Origin of the sequence: [Mycobacterium] stephanolepidis, assembly GCF_002356335.1 — a bacterium.
In the GTDB taxonomy this organism is placed as follows: Bacteria; Actinomycetota; Actinomycetes; order Mycobacteriales; family Mycobacteriaceae; genus Mycobacterium; species Mycobacterium stephanolepidis.
Map to the genome: position 1 here is coordinate 4,442,434 of NZ_AP018165.1, position 19,401 is coordinate 4,461,834.

Annotated in this window: 14 protein-coding genes and 1 pseudogene; 7 read left to right on the top strand and 8 right to left on the bottom strand. The window is 65.1% G+C overall.

Annotated features, from left to right (window positions below; all coding sequences use genetic code 11):
* Positions 1–42: 42 nt before the first annotated feature.
* From iniR to MSTE_RS22100, 3 genes are all read left to right on the top strand, one after another.
* A complete protein-coding gene (gene iniR / locus MSTE_RS22090; RefSeq protein ID WP_162291713.1) occupies positions 43–2,439 on the top strand; it encodes an isoniazid response ATPase/transcriptional regulator IniR in 2,397 nt (798 codons plus the stop codon).
* Between the two features lie 162 nt (positions 2,440–2,601).
* Entirely contained in the window at positions 2,602–5,643 is a 3,042-nt protein-coding gene (locus tag MSTE_RS22095) for a (Fe-S)-binding protein (RefSeq protein WP_096504448.1), read from the top strand.
* A 7-nt stretch (positions 5,644–5,650) separates the two neighbouring features.
* Entirely contained in the window at positions 5,651–6,961 is a 1,311-nt protein-coding gene (locus MSTE_RS22100) for a pyridoxal phosphate-dependent aminotransferase (RefSeq protein WP_096504450.1), read from the top strand.
* Positions 6,962–6,977: 16 nt separating this feature from the next.
* Here MSTE_RS22100 and MSTE_RS22105 read toward each other — a convergent pair whose 3' ends face one another.
* From MSTE_RS22105 to MSTE_RS22125, 5 genes and pseudogenes are all read right to left on the bottom strand, one after another.
* Positions 6,978–8,318: a UDP-glucose dehydrogenase family protein gene (locus MSTE_RS22105; protein ID WP_096504452.1), complete on the bottom strand. Its 1,341-nt coding sequence runs from the start codon at positions 8,316–8,318 to the stop codon at positions 6,978–6,980.
* A gap of 97 nt (positions 8,319–8,415) precedes the next feature.
* A pseudogene (locus MSTE_RS22110) lies at positions 8,416–10,094 on the bottom strand (DUF7159 family protein).
* Positions 10,095–10,210: 116 nt separating this feature from the next.
* Positions 10,211–10,780: a dCTP deaminase gene (gene dcd, locus MSTE_RS22115; protein ID WP_070915753.1), complete on the bottom strand. Its 570-nt coding sequence runs from the start codon at positions 10,778–10,780 to the stop codon at positions 10,211–10,213.
* 52 nt (positions 10,781–10,832) lie between these two features.
* Entirely contained in the window at positions 10,833–11,513 is a 681-nt protein-coding gene (locus tag MSTE_RS22120) for a L,D-transpeptidase family protein (protein ID WP_096504454.1), read from the bottom strand.
* A 43-nt stretch (positions 11,514–11,556) separates the two neighbouring features.
* Entirely contained in the window at positions 11,557–12,264 is a 708-nt protein-coding gene (locus MSTE_RS22125) for a L,D-transpeptidase family protein (RefSeq protein ID WP_162291497.1), read from the bottom strand.
* A gap of 23 nt (positions 12,265–12,287) precedes the next feature.
* On the opposite strand from MSTE_RS22125, the gene MSTE_RS22130 reads away from it, so the two are divergent.
* Complete coding sequence (locus MSTE_RS22130) at positions 12,288–13,187, top strand: alpha/beta fold hydrolase (RefSeq protein ID WP_096504456.1); 900 nt, start codon at positions 12,288–12,290, stop codon at positions 13,185–13,187.
* Here the strand turns inward: MSTE_RS22130 and MSTE_RS22135 are convergent.
* On the bottom strand, positions 13,180–13,590 hold the full coding sequence (locus tag MSTE_RS22135; RefSeq protein WP_162291498.1) for an MmpS family transport accessory protein: 411 nt from the start codon (positions 13,588–13,590) through the stop codon (positions 13,180–13,182). The two genes, MSTE_RS22130 and MSTE_RS22135, sit on opposite strands and share 8 nt — an antisense overlap.
* Before the next feature lie 116 nt (positions 13,591–13,706).
* Positions 13,707–14,171, bottom strand: a complete 465-nt coding sequence (locus tag MSTE_RS25910; protein ID WP_096504458.1) for a WhiB family transcriptional regulator — start codon at positions 14,169–14,171, stop codon at positions 13,707–13,709.
* Between the two features lie 268 nt (positions 14,172–14,439).
* On the opposite strand from MSTE_RS25910, the gene MSTE_RS22145 reads away from it, so the two are divergent.
* Together MSTE_RS22145 and MSTE_RS22150 are read left to right on the top strand one after the other, a co-directional pair.
* Entirely contained in the window at positions 14,440–15,333 is an 894-nt protein-coding gene (locus tag MSTE_RS22145) for a formylglycine-generating enzyme family protein (protein WP_269458218.1), read from the top strand.
* Positions 15,334–15,463: 130 nt separating this feature from the next.
* Positions 15,464–16,267, top strand: a complete 804-nt coding sequence (locus MSTE_RS22150; protein ID WP_096504462.1) for a transglutaminase-like domain-containing protein — start codon at positions 15,464–15,466, stop codon at positions 16,265–16,267.
* 25 nt (positions 16,268–16,292) lie between these two features.
* Here the strand turns inward: MSTE_RS22150 and MSTE_RS22155 are convergent, their stop codons facing one another.
* Complete coding sequence (locus MSTE_RS22155) at positions 16,293–16,505, bottom strand: CsbD family protein (RefSeq protein ID WP_030097203.1); 213 nt, start codon at positions 16,503–16,505, stop codon at positions 16,293–16,295.
* A 349-nt stretch (positions 16,506–16,854) separates the two neighbouring features.
* Here MSTE_RS22155 and MSTE_RS22160 point away from each other — a divergent pair, with 349 nt between their 5' ends.
* Positions 16,855–19,362 (top strand): arylsulfatase, encoded by a 2,508-nt coding sequence (locus MSTE_RS22160; RefSeq protein WP_096504464.1) that lies wholly within the window; start codon positions 16,855–16,857, stop codon positions 19,360–19,362.
* The last annotated feature ends 39 nt before the right edge of the window (positions 19,363–19,401 follow it).

Consider the following 19,401-nt stretch of genomic DNA (forward strand, 5'->3'; position numbering starts at 1 on the left):
TTCGACGGAATCGCCTCGGCGGTAACGACTATCACGCAGGCGCTGTCCGCGGGCAGCGCGGCGAAGGTGCTCATCAGCGGCACCGCCGGCAGTGGTAAGACATCGATACTGGCGCGGATTCGAGACGTACTGAGCAACGCCGGCTCTCCGCCGGTCAACCATGTCCCCGAGACAGCTACCGGAAAAACCTTGGGCCCCTTCGTCATCGATGACGCAGACTCCCTGACCGGCCCACAGCTCGACACCCTGCGTGCCGTCGTGGAGAACAATCCGGCAGCCATCGTGGTGGTGGCCGCGACACCCCGGCACCGGCCAGCGCTGCGCGCACTGTTCCAGGCCCTGGAACGCGAGTCGCCCACCATCGCCCTGGGGCCCGTCGACAAGAGTGATATCGCCAGGCTTTCGGCCCGCTCAGCTGCCTTCGCCGAAGAGATCGTGACCGCCACCGGCGGAGTGCTGACACTGGTGGCGGCGGCCGTCGATCGCCTGGACGAAGCGGATCCACTCGAATCGGCACTGCGTGCGATCGATTCCCGCATTGACGAACAACTGCGCCGCCTCTCGCCGTCTGCCCAGGCCACCGTGCTGTTGATGTCCTTGAACCCCGGCATCGGAGCCTCGGATATCGCTGCGGCGCTTGCGCTTTCCGATGCCGAAGATCTAGTCGACGAGGCTCTGACAAGCGGGCTGGTACCCGCCCCCGGTCAGATCGCCTTCGCGGCCAGAGTGCACGGCTGCGCCACACGATTGCTGGGTGCGGCACGGCACCTCGATCTCGAACGATCACTACTGCGCACGCAGCTCGACATCGGTTCGGTGTCCACCGACCTGGCCCTGGCCCTGGTAGCCCACGGATTGCGCGATACGCAGATCGCCGGGCTGCTATCCGATTGGGCTGCAACCGAATCTGATCCTCTCACCGCGGCAGACCTGTACCGCGCCGCCCTGGCTGCGGGCGCCGAACCGGGCCCGATCAGGGTGCCGCTGGCCGAGTCGCTGGCGCGCGCGGGTGACCTGGCTGCAGCGGCCGCCCAGGCCGACGAGGTGCTCACCGCCACCGATCCGGGTCATCGCACGGAAGCCGTACGTATCGCGGCGGCCATCGCGTGCCACAGCGGAGACTCCGGTCAGGCCGTCGCGCTGTACGACTGGCTGGGTTCGGGACTGGACGGCCTGACGGCCTTGTCCGCTGCGCCGGTTTTCGTGGGTATCGGCCAGTTGACGAGTGCACGAAAAGTGTTGGAAGACAACTTGGGAGCTCCGCCTACGACATCGGCCACCGCGACGCGAAATGCAGCTCAGGGGGTCATCGCATCTGTTGAGGGCCGTGACCACGAGGCGCTGTCCCTGCTCGGTCAGGCCGTCACGCAGCAGCCGGCGACGTCTTCCTTCACCCCGGACAGCACTGTCGCTCTGGCCGCGCTGACCATGCTGCACAGCGGCGAGACGGCGCGCGCCCGCGGCATTCTCGCCGGTGCGATCCGTACCGATCTGCCCCATGACGTGTTCGCGGTGCGGCATCGGCTGCTCGCCGCCTGGATTGCCATGCTGTCCGGCGATCTGACCGGTGCCGCGCAATGGCTACCCGAGGCCGACACCGAGCTCTCGCGACGCGATCGTCTGTTCGCCGAGTCGCTACGGACCGGCATCGCCCGGCGCCACGGCGATACCGGTCCGCTGCGCCAGCACTGGCAGTCCTCGATGGATGCGTTGTCGGCATATTCGATCGATCTCTACACACTGCTTCCGGTTGGCGAGCTCTGGGTGGCCGCGGCGCGGCTGCGCACCCTGGATGCCGTCACGCATCATGTCGACCGCGCATTCGCGGTTCTGGCGCAGCTCGGCGATCCCATCGCCTGGTCCGCACCCCTGCGATGGGCGGGCGTGCACGCCGCGATCCTGACCAATTCACCGGAGAACCTCGCCCCGCACGGACAGGCCCTCGCGGCGGCCGCTGGGGTCAGCCCGTACGCGCGAACCCTGGCGACGGCCGGGCGCACGTGGCTGCGGGTGCTCGCCAATCAGGTGGACGGCGCGGAGGTCGATGCCGCCGCGCGGATGCTGGCCGACACCGGCCTCGGTTGGGATGCGACCCGCTTGGCCAGCCAGGCCGCGCTGCACGCGAACGACCCGAAGGTGGCGGCCGCGATGCTCGCATTGGCCCGCGATCTGCGTACGCCGTCGGCCAACACCGACGGCCCCGACCTTGCCGCGGCGCCGTCCTCGGCCGCTCATTCGCCGACATCCACGCGTCTCTCGGATCGTGAGCGCGAGGTCGCCGAGCTGCTGCTACGCGGCCTTCCCTACCGCGATATCGGTGCGCAGCTGTTCATTTCGGCGAAGACGGTCGAGCATCACGTCGCCCGCATTCGCCGGCGCCTCGGGGCCGAATCGCGCTCTGACATGTTCTCGATGTTGCGGTCGATCCTGAGCCCATAAATGCGACAAAGTTCACCCTGCACGGCGGGTTAGGTAAGCCTGACTAGGACTTTCGACCCTGTCAATGCGACGATGACCACGCATCTGACACAAGTTACCCGCGAGTAACATTACACTTGTTACTGACGAGTAACTTCTCGGGACCGGGAGGTCAGCACCACCGTGAGTACCGCGACGATCATTCTCGGAATCATCGGCGTTACCTTCAGCCTGGTTGCCTGGGGCTCATTCTTCGGCGGCGTGGTGAAGATGATCCGCGTCATCCTCTCCGGACAGCCGGACGGCACCCGTTGGCGTCCGATCGTCCCGCGCGTCAAGACGCTCATCGTCGAGGTCGTCGCACACACCCGGATGAACAAATTCCGCACCGTGGGCTGGGCGCACTGGCTGGTGATGGTCGGCTTCCTGGGCGGCTTCCCTCTGTACTTCGAGTCGTACGGCCAGACCTTCAATCCCGAATTCCACTGGCCGATCATCGGCGACACGTTCCTGTGGCACCTGTGGGACGAGATTCTCGGCATCGGCACGGTGATCGGCATCGTGACGTTGATCGTCATCCGACAGCTCAACCACCCCCGCAAGCCCGAACGGTTGTCGCGCTTCGGCGGCTCCAGCTTCATCGCGGCGTACACCATCGAATCGATCGTGCTCGTCGAGGGCCTGGGCATGGTGCTGGTGAAGTCCGGCAAGATCGCGACCTTCGGCGGCGGACACGTGTCCTCGGACTTCTTCACCATGAACGTCGCGCAGCTGCTGCCCGAGAGTCCGTTGATGGTCTCCGTCTTCGCGTTCATCAAGATGGTGTCCGGCGGCATGTTCCTGCTGCTGGTCGGGCGCAAGCTCGTCTGGGGTGTGGCCTGGCACCGGTTCGCGGCCTTCTTCAACATCTACTTCAAGCGCAACGCCGACGGAAGCGTCGCACTGGGCGCAGCCAAGCCGATGATGTCCGGCGGCAAGGTCCTGGAAATGGAGAGCGCCGATCCGGACGTCGACGCCTTCGGCGCCGGCAAGGTCGAGGACTTCAGCTGGAAAGACCTGCTGGACATCACGACGTGCACCGAGTGCGGTCGCTGCCAGAGCCAGTGCCCCGCCTGGAACACCGGCAAGCCCCTGTCCCCTAAGCTGCTGATCACCTCCCTGCGCGACCACACCTACGCCAAGGCGCCCTACCTGCTGGCCGGTGAGGACAAGTCCAAGCTGAGTGAGGCCGAGGTCGCCGAGGGCGAGCGCCAGCTGGTCGGCGGCGAGGGTGCCGTCATCGACCACGAGGTGCTCTGGAGCTGCACCACCTGTGGCGCCTGCGTCGAACAGTGCCCCGTCGACATCGAGCACGTCGACCACATCATCGACATGCGCCGCTACCAGGTGCTCATCGAATCGGAGTTCCCCGGCGAGCTCGCGGGCCTGTTCAAGAACCTGGAGAACAAGGGCAACCCGTGGGGCCAGAACTCCAAGGACCGCCTCAACTGGATCGAAGAGGTCGACTTCGACGTCCCGGTGTTCGGCCAGGACGTGGACAGCTTCGCCGACTTCGAGTACCTGTTCTGGGTGGGTTGCGCGGGTGCCTACGAGGACCGCGCGAAGAAGACCACCAAGGCCGTCGCCGAGCTGCTCGCGCTTGCCGGAACCAAGTTCCTGGTGCTGGGCGCCGACGAGACCTGCACGGGTGACTCTGCCCGCCGCGCCGGTAACGAGTTCCTGTTCCAGCAGCTGGCCATGCAGAACATCGAGCTGCTCAATTCGGTGTTCGAGGGCGTGGAGCAGAAGCAGCGCAAGATCGTGGTGACCTGCGCGCACTGCTTCAACGCACTCGGCAACGAGTACCCACAGGTCGGTGGCGACTACCAGGTGGTGCACCACACGCAGCTGCTGAACCGCCTGGTGCGCGACAAGAAACTGGTTCCGGTCGCACCGGTCTCACAAGACGTCACCTACCACGACCCGTGCTACCTGGGCCGCCACAACAAGGTGTACACCGCACCGCGTGAGCTGATCGGCGCCTCGGGTGCCGCACTCACCGAGATGCCACGGCACGGAGAGCGTTCCATGTGCTGTGGTGCCGGTGGCGCCCGCATGTGGATGGAAGAGCAGCTGGGTAAGCGCATCAATATCGATCGCGTCGACGAGGCCCTGGCCACGCCCGCATCCAAGATCGCGACGGGCTGCCCGTTCTGCCGCGTGATGCTGACCGACGGTGTGACAGCACGCGATGATTCGGCTGCCGTGGAGGTCGTCGACGTCGCACAGTTGCTGCTCGAATCCGTGGGCCGTACCGATGAAGTCCGGAAGGCATTGCCCGCCAAGGGGACTGCCGCTGCCGCGGCGGCCGAGAGGGCTGCCACCAAGGCCGCGGAGCCCGAACCCGTTGTCGCCGAAGAAGAAGCACCGGCAGCAGAGGCCACCGCGGCAGCACCCGCGGCCGATGCCAAGCCGATCACCGGTCTGGGCATGGCCGGTGGGGCCAAGCGCCCCGGAGCCAAGAAGGCTGCCGCTCCCGCCGCCGAAGCCGCTACCGAAACACCGGCGGCGCCCGCAGCCCCCGTCAAGGGGCTGGGCATGGCCGGCGGCGCCAAACGCCCCGGAGCCAAAAAGGCCGCCGCCCCGGCTGCCGAAGCAGGCGCCGAAGCATCGGCAGCACCCGCCGCGGCCGCACCACCGGTCAAGGGGCTGGGCATGGCGGGCGGCGCCAAACGTCCGGGCGCCAAAAAAGCGACCCCGGCCCCCGCTGCCGAGACTGCTCCGGTCGCGGCCGAGCCAGAGGCGGCAGCACCGGCGGCACCTGCCGCTCCCGTGCCGCCCGTCAAGGGTTTGGGCATGGCGACCGGGGCCAAGCGTCCCGGTGCCAAGAAGGCGTCCCCCGCAGCTGCGCCCGCAGCGACGCCCGAGCCTGAGGCTGAGGCTGAGGCACCTTCGGCACCCGAGGCACCGGCAGCTCCAGAGCCTCCCGTGAAGGGTCTCGGCATTGCCGCCGGTACACGGCGTCCAGGCGCCAAGAAGACGGCCCCTGCTGCGGCTACCCCCGCAGCAGAACCTGAGCAGCCCGCGGCCACGCCGGAACCCGCTGCCCCGGTCGCGGCCGAGCCTTCGGATGAGACCGTGGAAGAGGCTGTGGACGAGACCGCCGAGGCCAACAAGGCCCCGGAACCGCCGGTGAAGGGCCTGGGTATGGCCCCGGGAGCACGCCGTCCAGGCCGCCGAAATTAGATATTGGCTGGACAGCAATGCCACCATTGAGACCGTGAGTACCGATAACTTGCCGACTGACGTGCCCCCGCGCGTGCCCGGTCTTTCCCCGCGGCAGCATCAACGGGTCTTTGCTCAGTCCACCAAGCTGCAAGACGTCCTGTACGAAATCAGGGGTCCGGTACACGCTCACGCCGCCCGGCTCGAGGCCGAGGGGCACCGCATCCTCAAGCTCAATATCGGCAACCCGGCACCGTTCGGTTTCGAGGCACCCGATGTCATCATGCGCGACATCATCCAGGCGCTCCCCTATGCGCAGGGATACTCCGACTCCAAGGGCATCCTGCCCGCGCGGCGCGCGGTGGTGACGCGCTACGAACTGGTCGAGGGATTCCCATACCTGGACGTGGACGACGTCTACCTGGGCAACGGGGTATCCGAGCTCATCACCATGACCACCCAGGCGCTGCTCGACAACGGCGATCAGGTACTCATCCCCGCACCCGACTATCCGCTGTGGACCGCCGCGACGTCGCTGGCCGGTGGTACCGCGGTGCATTACCTGTGTGACGAGACCAACGGCTGGATGCCGGATATCGAGGATCTGGAATCCAAGATCACCGAGCGCACCAAGGCCCTGGTCATCATCAATCCGAATAATCCCACCGGCGCGGTGTACACGCGCGAAATCCTCACCAAGATGGTGGAACTGGCGCGCAAGCATCAGCTGCTGCTGCTGGCCGACGAGATCTACGACAAGATCCTCTACGACGACGTCGAGCACATCAGCGTCGCATCGCTGGCCCCGGACCTGTTGTGTTTCACCTTCAATGGCCTGTCCAAGGCCTACCGGGTGGCAGGCTACCGATCGGCATGGCTGGCCATCACCGGCCCCAAGGATCACGCCGCCAGCCTGCTGGAGGGCGTCAATCTGCTGGCCAACATGCGTCTGTGTCCGAATGTTCCCGCACAGCATGCGATTCAGGTTGCCCTCGGTGGACATCAAAGCATCGATGACTTGGTGCTCCCGGGCGGTCGGCTCCTGGAGCAACGCGATGTGGCGTGGACCAAGCTCAATGAGATTCCCGGCGTCTCCTGCGTGAAGCCGAAGGGCGCGTTATACGCCTTCCCGCGCCTGGACCCCGAGGTGCACGAGATCCACGATGACGACCAGCTGGTCTTGGATCTGCTGCTCAACGAGAAGATCCTGCTGACGCAGGGCACGGGCTTCAATTGGCCTGAGCCCGATCATCTTCGGATCGTCACGCTGCCGTGGGCCCGCGACCTTGCGGTCGCTATCGAGCGGCTGGGTAACTTCCTGGTGAGCTACCGCCAGTAAGCGCACCCTGCGCCGGTCAGGCGTGGGTCAGCTCTTCTACACGCTTACCCAGGCAGAACACCCGCCATCCGGCGTTGACCCATTTTGTGGCGTCCAGGCAATTACGCCCGTCCACAATGACTTTGGTGCGCACAACCTTGGCGAGCTCATTGGGGTCGAAGTCGACGAACTCCTGCCATTCGGTGAGCAGCAGCACGGCGTCGGCGCGGTCGGCAGCCTCCACCACCGAGGTGGCGTAGTTCAGCGTCGGGAAAAGCCGACGCGAATTCTCGAGGGCCTTGGGGTCGTACACGTTGACCGCGGCACCGTTGAGCTGCAGCAGACCCGCGACATTCAGTGCGGGCGAGTCTCGGACGTCATCGGATTCGGGCTTGAAGGCCGCACCCAGGACCGCGATGTTGGCGCCCAGCAGCGATCCGCCGCAAGCCTTGGTGGCAAGCTCCACCATTCGGGTGCGCCGACGCATGTTGATGCTGTCGACCTCGCGCAGGAACGTCAGGGCGTGGCTGGCGCCCAGCTCGCCCGCGCGGGCCATGAAGGCCCGAATGTCCTTGGGCAGGCATCCGCCGCCGAAACCCAAGCCCGCGTTGAGGAATCGCCGTCCGATGCGGGGGTCGTACCCCAGCGCGTCGGCCAGGGTGGTCACGTCGGCACCCACTGCCTCGCACACCTCGGAGATGGCGTTGATGAACGAGATCTTGGTCGCCAGGAAGGCGTTGGCCGAAACCTTCACCAATTCGGCGGTTTCCAGATCGGTGACGAGGAACGGAACTTCCTCGTCAAGGATTGGCCCGTACAGTTCGCGGACCAGCTTCTCGGCTCGGTCCGAATTCTGCTGCACACCGAGCACGATGCGATCCGGGTGCAGAGTGTCCTTGACGGCATAGCCTTCGCGCAGGAACTCGGGGTTCCAAGCCACCTCGACGTCAACGCCTTCAGCCGCGAATCCGGCTGCCCGCTGACCAAGTTCGCGTGCGGTGCCCACCGGGACGGTCGATTTGCCGATGATGACCGCCGACTCGGTCAGCAGCGGAACCAGGGTGTCGATCACCGAGTGGACGTGGCTCAGGTCCGCGCCGTATTCACCCTTCTTCTGCGGCGTACCGACGCCCAGAAAATGCACATCGGCGAATTCCGCGGCCTCGGCATAGCTCGTGGTGAAACGCAGCCGACCCGATGCGATGTTGCTCTGCAAGATCTTTCGAAGGCCGGGTTCGTAGAACGGGATGTCGCCGCCAGAGAGTTTGGCGACCTTACCTGGGTCGATGTCAATGCCGAGCACCTCGTGGCCAAGCTCGGCCATGCAGGCCGCATGGGTGGCGCCGAGGTATCCGGTTCCGAAAACGGTGCATCTCATACTGCCTATATAGGCCTCCAGGGTTAGCAACCTGGATACGCCGCACCATCGGTGTCCTAACGCCGGATGTACGGCGAAAAGCACTGTGAATTACGGATTAATGGCCGCCAAACTGCCAGGGAAAACCCGAGTTGGAGCCGCCGCCGGATCCGCTGCCCGATCCACCTCCGTGGGAGCCACCGCTGTCGCCCCACCCGCCACGAGAACTGCCGCTGTCGCCCCATCCACCGCGAGACCCGCCCTGATCGCCCCAGCCGCCACGTGAGGACCCGTTATCGGAGCCACCGCGTGAGCCGCCGTCGCCCCAACCACCGCGACCGGATCCGCTGTCGGGGCCACCGCGCGAGCCGCCACGGGACCCGCCGTCGGAATTCCCACCGCCAATGGGGGGCAGGCCCGGAATCGAGATGATGGGCGGCTGCTGTGTCTGAACGGGCGGTGTCCACGTCGGGGTGTACTCCGGCGGCGCATAGGCCGGTCGATTACGTGGGGTGCCCACCACGGATTCTCCTGGCGCCTCGGCTGCTCCCACACGGGCGGGAACAACGGAATCGGCACCGGCACGATGGCCGGTGGGGGTGCCACCGGCGCGGGTTCCTCCGGGGCTGGTGCGGCCGGTGGCGGGGGCGCCTCGGGCGCGGGCGCCGGGGCCTGCGGTGCGGGCTTGGCGGCCACCGGCGCGGGGTTGCGCTGCGGCGCCGGAGCCACCACTTGCTGCACCGGGGCGGGTGCGACGGGCGCGGGTGCCTCGGCCACCGGCGGCGGGGCTTGTTTGGGCGCCTCGGGCGGCAGCGGATTCTGCACCGGGTTCTGCACTACCGCACGGTCCGGTGAGGACGGGCCCTGGTCCACTGTGGAGCGCACAGTCACGGTCAGCGAGACGGCCAGCGCTATCGAGCAGATGCCGAAGACCAGCAGCAGCGGCGCCCCCACCAGCAGGAACGGCTTGCGTTCTGCCGGTTGGTCCTCGATGTCCTCGTATTCGCTCAGTTCGGTCTTGGCATCCCCGAATTCGCCGGCACTTTCGGTGACAGCGTCGGGATGCGCGAAGCCCGTCCCCGTGGGTCCTTCGAGCGAGTAGGCCTGCCCCAACAGCGCGGTGCTGGCCTCGAAATCCGGTTCCTGCGCCGATGCCAACGCGGCGCCACGGGCCAACGCCAGCTCGGGCTGGTCCGGGGAGTTCACCGGCAGGGAGATCGCCTCGCCCAGGGGGTCGGTGAGGTCGGAGACATCGGTGCCCAGGCCCAGCAAGAACACCCCATCGGGCGCGTTGTCGTGGCCCTTGAGCGGGTTCACCAGGCTTGCCAGTACCCCGGGGGTCACTCCGGTGATGAGCGGCTCGCTGGCCAGGCCGACGATCGATCCGTCGGCGGAATCGACCACTGCCAGCGTCGCGTTCTCCGGCTCGATCACCAGCAACGCCGACTTGTCGTACCCGGTGACATTGCTGGCAGCCTTGGCCAGCGCCCCTCCGGCGTGCAGAGCGGAGAAGAACTCGACACCGTCGATTCCGCGGCTGGCCAGTGAATCGCGTAGCGCGGCGGCTTCGGTGTGATCGCTCCACACCACGCCGGTGGACACCAGGTGATGGCCACCGTCGAGCATGCCGTCGCGGGTGCCGACGATCGCGGAAAGAACCTGATCGGAGGCGGTGCCTTCGCCGTCGGAGACGATGATGGTGTCGGTATCGACGATCCTGCCGTCCGCACCCGCGCCCTCGACCAGTACTAGCCGGGCAGTCGTCGGTGTCATCGAGACACCAAGTACGACGTCCACGTCAGATCCTCCGCTACATATCGACACGGTCACCCGAACAAACGCGCCGAGGCCGTCAAAAAGTTCGAGTTGTTGCCGATTGTGTATCGGTGCGGCGCGTTTCCCCGTTACCCCAGCTAGGGGTTGATGAAGTTCTGGTAGGAGCGCGACGGGGTTGGACCGCGCTGCCCCTGGTATTTCGACCCTACCCCGGCACTTCCGTACGGGTGCTCGGCCGGCGATGTCAGGCGCAGCAGACACAGCTGCCCGATCTTCATGCCCGGCCACAACGTGATGGGCAGGTTGGCGACGTTCGAAAGCTCCAGGGTGATGTGTCCGGAGAAGCCGGGGTCGATGAATCCGGCGGTGGAGTGGGTCAACAGGCCCAGGCGCCCCAACGAGGACTTTCCTTCCAACCGTCCGGCAAGGTCGTCGGGCAGCGAGCAGATCTCCAGCGTGGACCCGAGCACGAACTCGCCGGGATGCAGCACAAACGGCTCGCCCTCGTCCGGCTCCACCAGGCTGGTCAGCTCATCTTGGCGTTGTTTGGGGTCGATATGCGTGTAGCGGGTGTTGTTGAACACCCGGAACAGGCTGTCGAGCCGAACATCGATGCTCGACGGCTGAATGAGGGCTGGATCAAGGGGCTCGATGCCGAGACGCCCGGCGTCGAGCTCGGCACGAATATCGCGATCGGACAGCAGCACGCGACGAGCCTACCGAGGACCCGCCGGTACGCAGGGGCTCGGGCGGATGCGGCTACCCCCTGATGGCGATGACAGCTCCGGGCCGCAGCCAGCCGATGAGTCGTACCAACGCGGCATCGTCGAGTGTCACGCATCCGGCCGAGGGCCCACCGTCGGAGGCGTGCACGAAGAATGCCGACCCGCCGCCGGGGGTGCGTGATTTGTTGACGCCCATGACGATCGCGCGGGGGTATCCGTCCAGCTCTTCACTCAGCGAGGTGTCGAACGGGCAAGCGGATTGCGCGCACCGTTGGTGCGAGTTGTACCCCGGACTCGCGGGATCGCCGTCCCACCAGTCGTCGGCATCCACCTGCAGATAGTTCAGGCCGTGCGCCACGGACGGTTCAGTACCAAAGGCGTAATCGAGGCTGAAGACGCCGGTGGGGGTCGCCGGGTTGTCGTCGCTGGCGGTGGCCGCGAATCCGGCCGAACCGACATCGGACGGCACGTTCTGTTCGACCGGTTCCCAGGTAACGCCCGAACGCTGCCAGATACCGATGACGGCCTTGGCGCCACCGGTCCCCTGGACCGATACGACTTGTGTTGCGGTACCGACAGATTCGGCGAACCACGGCGGCGGCGTGGCCTGTGCCGCGGCAGCCGGAACAACGGCGACCGGATGCATCTCGGGGGCGGTGCCGCACGCGCCGGCCAGCAGCACAACGCTCAGCGGCAGCAGGCGGATCGGGCGCACTCATCCATGGTGCGGGTCAAACCTGAAAAACGCCTGTTAGTAACTAACCCTTAATGGCAATGACCGCACCGGGCCTCAGCCAGCCGATCAACTGCACGAGCATCCCGTCGTCGAGGGATACACAGCCCGCGGTCGGTCCGCCGTCGGTGCTGTGTACGAAGAAGGCCGAACCACCGCCGGGGACGCGCTCCTTGTTCACACCCATGACGATGGCGTGTTTGTACTGCGGGATCGGGAGGTTCTCACTCTGCGAGGTGTTGAACGGGCATTCGGCCTTGGCGCACTGCTGATGCGTGTTGTAGGTGGGGCTGTTGCTATCGCCGTCCCACCAGTCGTTGGGCCCGATCTGGAGGTACCGCAGCCCGCTCGGAGGCGGTGGTGCGGTACCAAATGCCCAGTCCAGCGAGTAGACGCCGTTGGGGGTGGCCGAGGCTCCCTCGCGGGCCTTGTCGATGAATCCGGCCGAGCCCACGTGGGCGGGAATCCCGGTGGATACGGCTTTCCATTCGTTGCCGCTGCGCTGGAACACGTCGATCTTGGCTTTGGAGCCGCCGGCGCCGTTGACCGCGACCACCTGGGTCGCGTTGCCGACAGACTGGGCGAACCAGGGCACGAAGGGTTCCGCGGCAGCAGATGTTGAGGTAGCCAGGGCAAGTATGGCCGCGCACAGCAGCGTCACAAGACGGAACACGAGACCATCCTCGCTGATGTTGTTCTCGAATCCTTCAAGGTTGGGACACGGTTGCGCCACGGACCGATCGGTATAGTTCGGCCATGGACGCCGAGCTCGAAGAATGGAAAGCCGCCGGGCATTACTTCGATTACCTGGGTTTCGACATCTTCTACCGCATTGAGGGCAGCGGGCCTCCCCTGTTACTCGTGCACGGGTATCCCTTCAACTCATGGGATTGGGCGCTGATCTGGCCCACGTTGGTGCAGCGGTTCACGGTCATCGCGCCGGACATGATCGGGATGGGCTTCTCCGACAAACCCGTTCAGTACGGGTACTCGGTTCTCGACCACGCCGATATGCATGAGGCACTGCTGTCCTATCTGGGTATCGAGCGGATTCACCTGCTCACCCATGATCTGGGGAACTCCGTTGGCCAGGAGTTGTTGGCACGCTTCGAGTTCGAAGAACAGTCGCGCGGCCGAGTGCCCATCGACTCGGTCACCTGGCTCAACGGCGGGCTCTTCATCGAGGCCTATCGGCCCCGTATCGCCCAGACCTTGATGTCTCGAACACCGTTGGGCGACTTGGTGAGCCGGTTCCAGGGCACCCCGCTGTCGCGTCGGATCCTGGATGCCGCCGTCAGCGAGATGTTCGGCCCGGACACCAAACCGTCGCCACGGCTGCTGTCTTTGTTCCAGCAGGTGTTGGAGTACAACGACGGCGCCCGCGTCACCCATCAGGTGGGCCGATTCATCAACGACCGCTATGACAACCGGAGTCGATGGGTGCGGGCCATGCGCGAAACCGCCGTGCCGATGCGGATGATCGACGGACCGATCGACCCCAACTCCGGGTTGCACATGGCCGAGCGCTATCTCGAGGTCATTCACGACCCCGACGTGGTGCTACTCGATGACAACATCGGCCATTGGCCACAGATCGAGGCGCCCGAGGCGGTGCTCACGCATTTCCTCGCGCACATCGATCGAGTGACTACTTAGGCGGGGCCGTATCCAGGTACGAGGAGAAGGTCGCGTAGTTACAGTCGGCCTCGCCGGTGCCGGTCGTGCTCTGGCACACCACCTTGTCGTTCAGGTAGATACGCACCGTCACCGCCGCATCCGGGGCGGCGGTGGATCGCCAGTCGGCCTTGATCTCCGCGTGATTGGGCGTCTTGGCGCCACGGGACAGATCGCCGACGGGCGCGTCGACCTTCCAGGGCAAGGTCACGCCGTCGGCGGGCTGCATCTCGGTGCCGTCCCAGTACTGCACGTTCGCCGTGGTGGCGGTGGACGAGGTGACCTCGTACGTCACGGTTTTGTCATCCGCGTGCGCTGCCGCCGGGAAGCTAAGTGCGCAGGCTGAGGCCACGGCAGACGCGGCAAGTAGTTGACGGACGGTCATGGAACACCTCGAGATGTCAGTACGGTTTACAGATCGTTAGGCAGGCTACAGGGATTTTCTGGGTGTCTGCTGAGGCTGTGTCCCAGGGGTTTCCGCGCGACTACGTAAGCAAACTGTCAAGCGTCCGAACCGTGAGGCGAGCCGACTTGGGGAGCGGCTCCGCAACAGGGACGCAGAGCCACACCGGCGGCGAGAAGGATTCTCCTGACCGCCGAGTATGGGGCTCCGGACGCGGTAGCCAGGTCACGGATGCTGGCGCCGGCTTCGTATCCGGCCGCGAGCTGCGCACGTTCGGGGCTCATCACGGGTGGCGGTTTGGGGCGCTGGTCACGCCGGCGTTCGATTTCGGTGGCGCCACCCCAAATCCCGTAGGGCTGGCCCGTCTGCAGCGCGTAGGTGAGACAGACCGCGGCAACGGGGCATCGACGGCAGATGCTTTTGGCTTGTTGTTCGCGCGTATGGCGTACGGATCTGAGCTCGCGATCGCACGGGAAGAACAGCTCTGGGTCTACTGAGGCGTGCCGACATCGGCCGTGCATTTGCCAATGCGCATCATGGACATCTGGCGGTGGTGATTGCATAACAAGCTTTCGTTCTCGATACGCCGGGCAATCAACGGTTGCCGCGTCCGGGCCACCAGCTGGTTGAGGCCCGATCTCTGAGCAGCGCCCAGCGCGGTCGGAGATCTCCGACCTTCACCCTTGCGACGATAGGAAGCGACCGATTCGGTGCCATCATCCTTTTCGGGTGATCTTCCGGCGCAGACGATAACGCCGGGCGCGGGAAGCGACATGAGTCCCGGTGGGTAGGGTCGGCCATCTGCGACGTCTTAAGAAGGAGGACTCGCCGGTGGATCAGGTCAATAGGCCGCTGACTGCGTTGGTGGAATTACCGGGCGGGCCATTTTTCATGGGCTGCAACAACTTCTATCCGGAGGAACGGCCGGAACGCACCGCGTCGGTCGATGCTTTCGCCATCGAGCGCCACCCGGTCACCAATGCTCAGTTCACCGATTTCATCGCCGAGACCGGTTACGTCACCGTGGCCGAGAAGACGCCCGACCCGGCGCAGTACCCGGGCGCCTCGCCCGACGATCTGGTCCCTGGCGCGATGGTGTTCCGGGCTACCGGCGGACCGGTGAACCTGCACGACTGGCAACAGTGGTGGGACTGGGTTCCCGGCGCCTGCTGGCGGCGGCCATTCGGGCCGGACAGCGATATCGACGACGTCCCAGATCATCCCGTCGTGCAGGTCGCCTACACCGATGCGGCGGCTTACGCTCGCTGGGCGGGCAGGCGGCTGCCCACCGAGGCCGAGTGGGAATACGCCGCGCGCGGCGGCAGCGCGACGACTTATGCCTGGGGCGACGAGGTGTCACCCGGGGGACAACTGATGGCCAATACGTGGCAGGGCAGATTCCCGTATCGCAGCGACGGCGCACTGGGCTGGCACGGCACGTCTCCCGTCGGCACGTTCCCGCCCAATGACTTTGGTCTTCTCGACATGATCGGCAATGTCTGGGAGTGGACGTCCACGCGCTTCGAACCGGGCGCCGAAGCTCCCACATCGTGCTGCAGTCCTTCGGAAAATCCCGACCCATCGGTGATACAGGCTCTCAAGGGAGGCTCGCATCTCTGCGCACCCGAGTACTGCCACCGCTACCGGCCGGCGGCGCGCTCGCCTCAGTCGCAGGACAGCGCGACCACCCACATCGGATTCCGCTGCGTGCAGAGCCGGTTATGATTCCTACCCGGAGACCGCGCCCACCGGCGCGCCCATGATGGCGACAACAAGCGCGTACATGGTTCCGATGTCAGACTGATCCCGCGCTACGGCAACGTACGTGGTCGCATTGACTTGCCGGAGGAACTGTATGAAACGTGATGTTCGAGCCCAACTCGACGTAGACATCTTGGCGCCGTCAACCTTGGAGTTCCAGATCGCCGTGTCGCCACTTCCCGGCGCCCAGGTGACGGAGACCATGTCGCTGGAGCTGAATGGACAACCGGTCGAGGCCCAGGAGGTCGCGGGCGAGCACGGCAACCGTATCCATCGGCTCTATGTGGGGCAGGGCAACCTCCAAGTCACTTATGAGGCAACCATTCTCGGGCAGGCGGACGAAGTTCCGGTCGAGGCCGCAGATCTGTCGACGTACTTGCGCCCGAGCCGCTACGCCGAGGCTGACAAGTTCTACGGTTTCGCGGCAACCGAATTCGGTGAACACACCGAACCCGCGGTTCTGCTGGAGAAGGTCTCGTCCTGGGTCGGCTCACGGTTGACCTATTCACCGGGATCCAGCGATCCCATCGACGGTGCCGTCGATACCCTGCTGGCGGCCGCCGGAGTCTGCCGCGACTACGCACACCTGGTGGTGGCGTTGCTTCGAGCCGTGAAGGTGCCCGCCCGGTTGGTCGCGGTGTACGCGCCCGGCTGTGATCCGATGGACTTTCACGCCGTAGCTGAGGCCGTCGTCGACAACCGTTGGCGCGTGGTGGACGCCACCTGCCTGGCGCCGCGACAAACGATGGTGCGCATCACCACAGGGCGCGACGCCGCTGATACGGCATTTCTCGACAACCACGGCGGGCAGATCGTGTTGAACGGAACCTTCGTCTCCGCCGTGGTCGACGGTGAGTTACCTCAAGATCATGTCGATCAGCTCATCTCCCTGCGATGACCTCAGGGAGATGAGCTGACGACGGCTAGGAGTTCCCGGTCAACTTGTCCTTGACGGCGTCCACGCCTTCCTTGAGCTTGTCCGCGGCCTCGGTCAGCTTTTCCTTGACCGCGGCGATTCCCTGATCAAGCTGGCCTTCGGCCTTCAGATCCTCATCGCCGGTGGCAGCTCCAACGGCTTCCTTGGCGCGGCCCTTGAGGTCCTCGGCCGTGTTCTTTGCGTCGTCAGCAATTCCCATGTGTTTCAAACCTTTCTGTATTCCGGCCGCAGCAGGAGCGGGCGGAAGGTTCATCACATCGATCTCCGGCAGTTATCGTCAACGCCGCCTTCGACAGTACCCACGGATTCCCTCCGTTGTGATGAGTTCCTTCCACGGCACTGCCCCGAAGAATCACCCGAAAAGGGTGATGCTCACCCTCGCCCCTGTCATTAGCGTCGATGCAAGCATGTCTATTCATATATTCACGCCCATCTTTGCGATCACCCTCCGTTTCCGGATCTTGGCGAGACACAATGAATCACGTTGATGAATAGCGCCGCGGTGACGCCACTGCAGACCCAGATTCTTCGCTCCGAGAGGACTACTCATGGAACCCACTAATGGGGACACCGCCGAACCCACCGAGAACAACAAACGAGGAGGCCTCTCACGGCGTTCGATTCTGGGCGGTATCGCGGCCGCCGGTGTCGGTGCCGCCGCGGCGACCGCCGCGATCAAGGGGTTTGAGGGCACCGATCACGCGACAGGTGCCGGTACACCGGGCACCGGACCGACTAATGAGGACTTCCACGGGAAGATCGCCCTCGACGTGCGCGACTCCACACCCGACTGGACTCCGTATGAATTGAAGCGCGCGCCGGAGGGGGCGCCCAACATCCTGGTGGTGTTGTACGACGACACCGGCCTGGCCGCCTGGTCGCCATTCGGCGGACGTATCAACATGCCGGTGATGCAGCGCCTCGCCGACAACGGGCTGCGGTACTCGCAATGGCACACCACGGCGCTGTGTTCGCCGACGCGGTCCTGCCTGCTGACCGGCCGCAATCATCACGTGAACCGCTCGGCGTCGATCACCGAGGCCTCCAACGGATTTCCCGGTGCAGCGGGTCGGCTGCCCGCCGAGTGCGCCACCATCGGACAGGTGCTGCAGGACAACGGGTACAGCACGTTCTGGGTGGGCAAGAACCACAACGTGCCCGAAGAAGACATCGCCGGTGGCGGTAGCCGATCCGAGTGGCCCTTGCAGAAGGGCTTCGACCGCTACTACGGCTTCCTGGGCGGCGAGACCAACAACTGGTACCCCGACCTGGTGGAGGACAACCGGTTCATCGAGCCGCCGTACACCCCTGAAGAGGGCTATCACCTATCCAAAGACCTTGCCGATCAGGCTCTTCGAATGCTGCGGGATCAGCGGGCCACCAACCCGTCCAAGCCCTGGTATCTGTGGTTCTGCCCCGGCGCCAACCACGCTCCCCATCACAGCCCCGCCGAGTACACCGAGAAGTACAAGGGCAAGTTCGATGACGGCTACGAGGCCTACCGCGAATGGGTGCTGGCTCGCATGATCGAGAAGGGTGTCATCCCGAAGGACACCAAGCTCACCCCGCTCAACCCGATGCCCGCAGAGGTGGCCAACGAGGCAGACTCCGTGCGGCCGTGGAACACCTTGAATCCCGACGAGAAGCGCCTCTTCTCCCGGATGGCCGAGGTGTATGCCGGGTTCTCCGAGTACACCGATGCCCAAGTCGGCCGGATCGTCGACTATTTGGAACAGACCGGCCAGCTGGACAACACCATCGTGTTCTATTGCGCGGACAACGGCGCCTCCGGCGAGGGCTCCCCCAACGGCTCGGTGAACGAGAACAAATTCTTCAACGGCTATCCCGATGAGCTGTCGGAGAACATGCAGTACCTGGACAAGCTGGGCAGCCCCGATACCTACAACCATTACCCCACCGGGTGGGCGGTGGCCTTCTCCACGCCATTCCAGATGTTCAAGCGCTACTCACAGTTCTCGGGCGGTACGTGCGATCCGCTGGTGATCCACTGGCCCAAGGGCATCAAGGACAAGGGCCAGGTGCGCCACCAGTACCACCACGTCACCGATATCGTGCCGACCATCCTCGACGTGACGGGCCTGCAGATGCCGGAGACCTACCGCGGCGTCACGCAGTATCCGATGAACGGTGTCTCGATGCGGTACAGCTTCGAGAAGGCCGATGCCCCCACCACCAAGAAGCGGCAGTACTACGCAATGCTGGGTACCCGCGGGATCTGGGAGGACGGCTGGAAGGCCGCGGCGCTGCACGCACCGATCAGCGGCAAAGGCCATTTCGACCAGGACAAGTGGGAGCTGTATCACGTCGACGAAGACCGCTCCGAGTCAACGAATTTGGCCGATAAGTACCCCGACAAGCTCAAGGGGCTGATCGCGGCGTGGTTCGACGAGGCAGACAAGAACTTCGTGCTGCCCCTCGACGACCGGTCCGCCACCGAGTTGCTCACGATCGAGCGGCCGTCGACCGAGCCCAAACGCAACCGCTACATCTACTACCCCGACACCGCACCCGTGCCCGAGGGCGTGGCGGTCAGCATCCGCGGCCGGTCGTACAAGATCATCGCCGACGTGAAGACCACGAAGGATTCACAGGGCGTGATCTTCGCGCACGGTTCGCGATTCGGCGGGCATGCCCTTTTCCTCAAGGACGGAAAGCTCCACTACGTCTACAACTTTCTGGGGCTCAAGCCGGAGCAGGTGTTCGTCTCACCGCCGGTGGCTCCCGGGAAACGCACCCTGGGTATGGAATTCGTCCGCAAGGACAAGGGACAGTACGGCGAATCACTTGGCACGACAACGCTGTTCATCGACGGTAAGCCAGTTGCCAACGGCCCGATGCGGGCCCAGATCGGCAAGTTCACCCTGGCGGGCGACGGTCTGTGTGTCGGCTTCGACAGTGGAGACAACGTGTCGCAGCTGTACGCCCATCCCGGGACGTTCACCGGGGGAACCATCAAGGGTGTCGCGATCGACGTCAGCGAGGAAACGTTCATCGACCTGGAGAAGGAAGCACAGGCTGCCTGGGCGCGAGACTGAGCTCGCACGCGGGGTGAAATGCCGCCGGGCGCGGGCGGG

Coding starts and splice junctions, on each gene's coding strand:
- MSTE_RS22105 (WP_096504452.1), bottom strand. CDS start 8,318: ATGAGATGCACCGTTTTCGGAACCGGATACCTCGGCGCCACCCATGCG.
- MSTE_RS22130 (WP_096504456.1), top strand. CDS start 12,288: ATGGACGCCGAGCTCGAAGAATGGAAAGCCGCCGGGCATTACTTCGAT.
- MSTE_RS22135 (WP_162291498.1), bottom strand. CDS start 13,590: ATGACCGTCCGTCAACTACTTGCCGCGTCTGCCGTGGCCTCAGCCTGC.
- MSTE_RS25910 (WP_096504458.1), bottom strand. CDS start 14,171: ATGCAATCACCACCGCCAGATGTCCATGATGCGCATTGGCAAATGCAC.
- MSTE_RS22150 (WP_096504462.1), top strand. CDS start 15,464: ATGAAACGTGATGTTCGAGCCCAACTCGACGTAGACATCTTGGCGCCG.
- MSTE_RS22155 (WP_030097203.1), bottom strand. CDS start 16,505: ATGGGAATTGCTGACGACGCAAAGAACACGGCCGAGGACCTCAAGGGC.
- MSTE_RS22160 (WP_096504464.1), top strand. CDS start 16,855: ATGGAACCCACTAATGGGGACACCGCCGAACCCACCGAGAACAACAAA.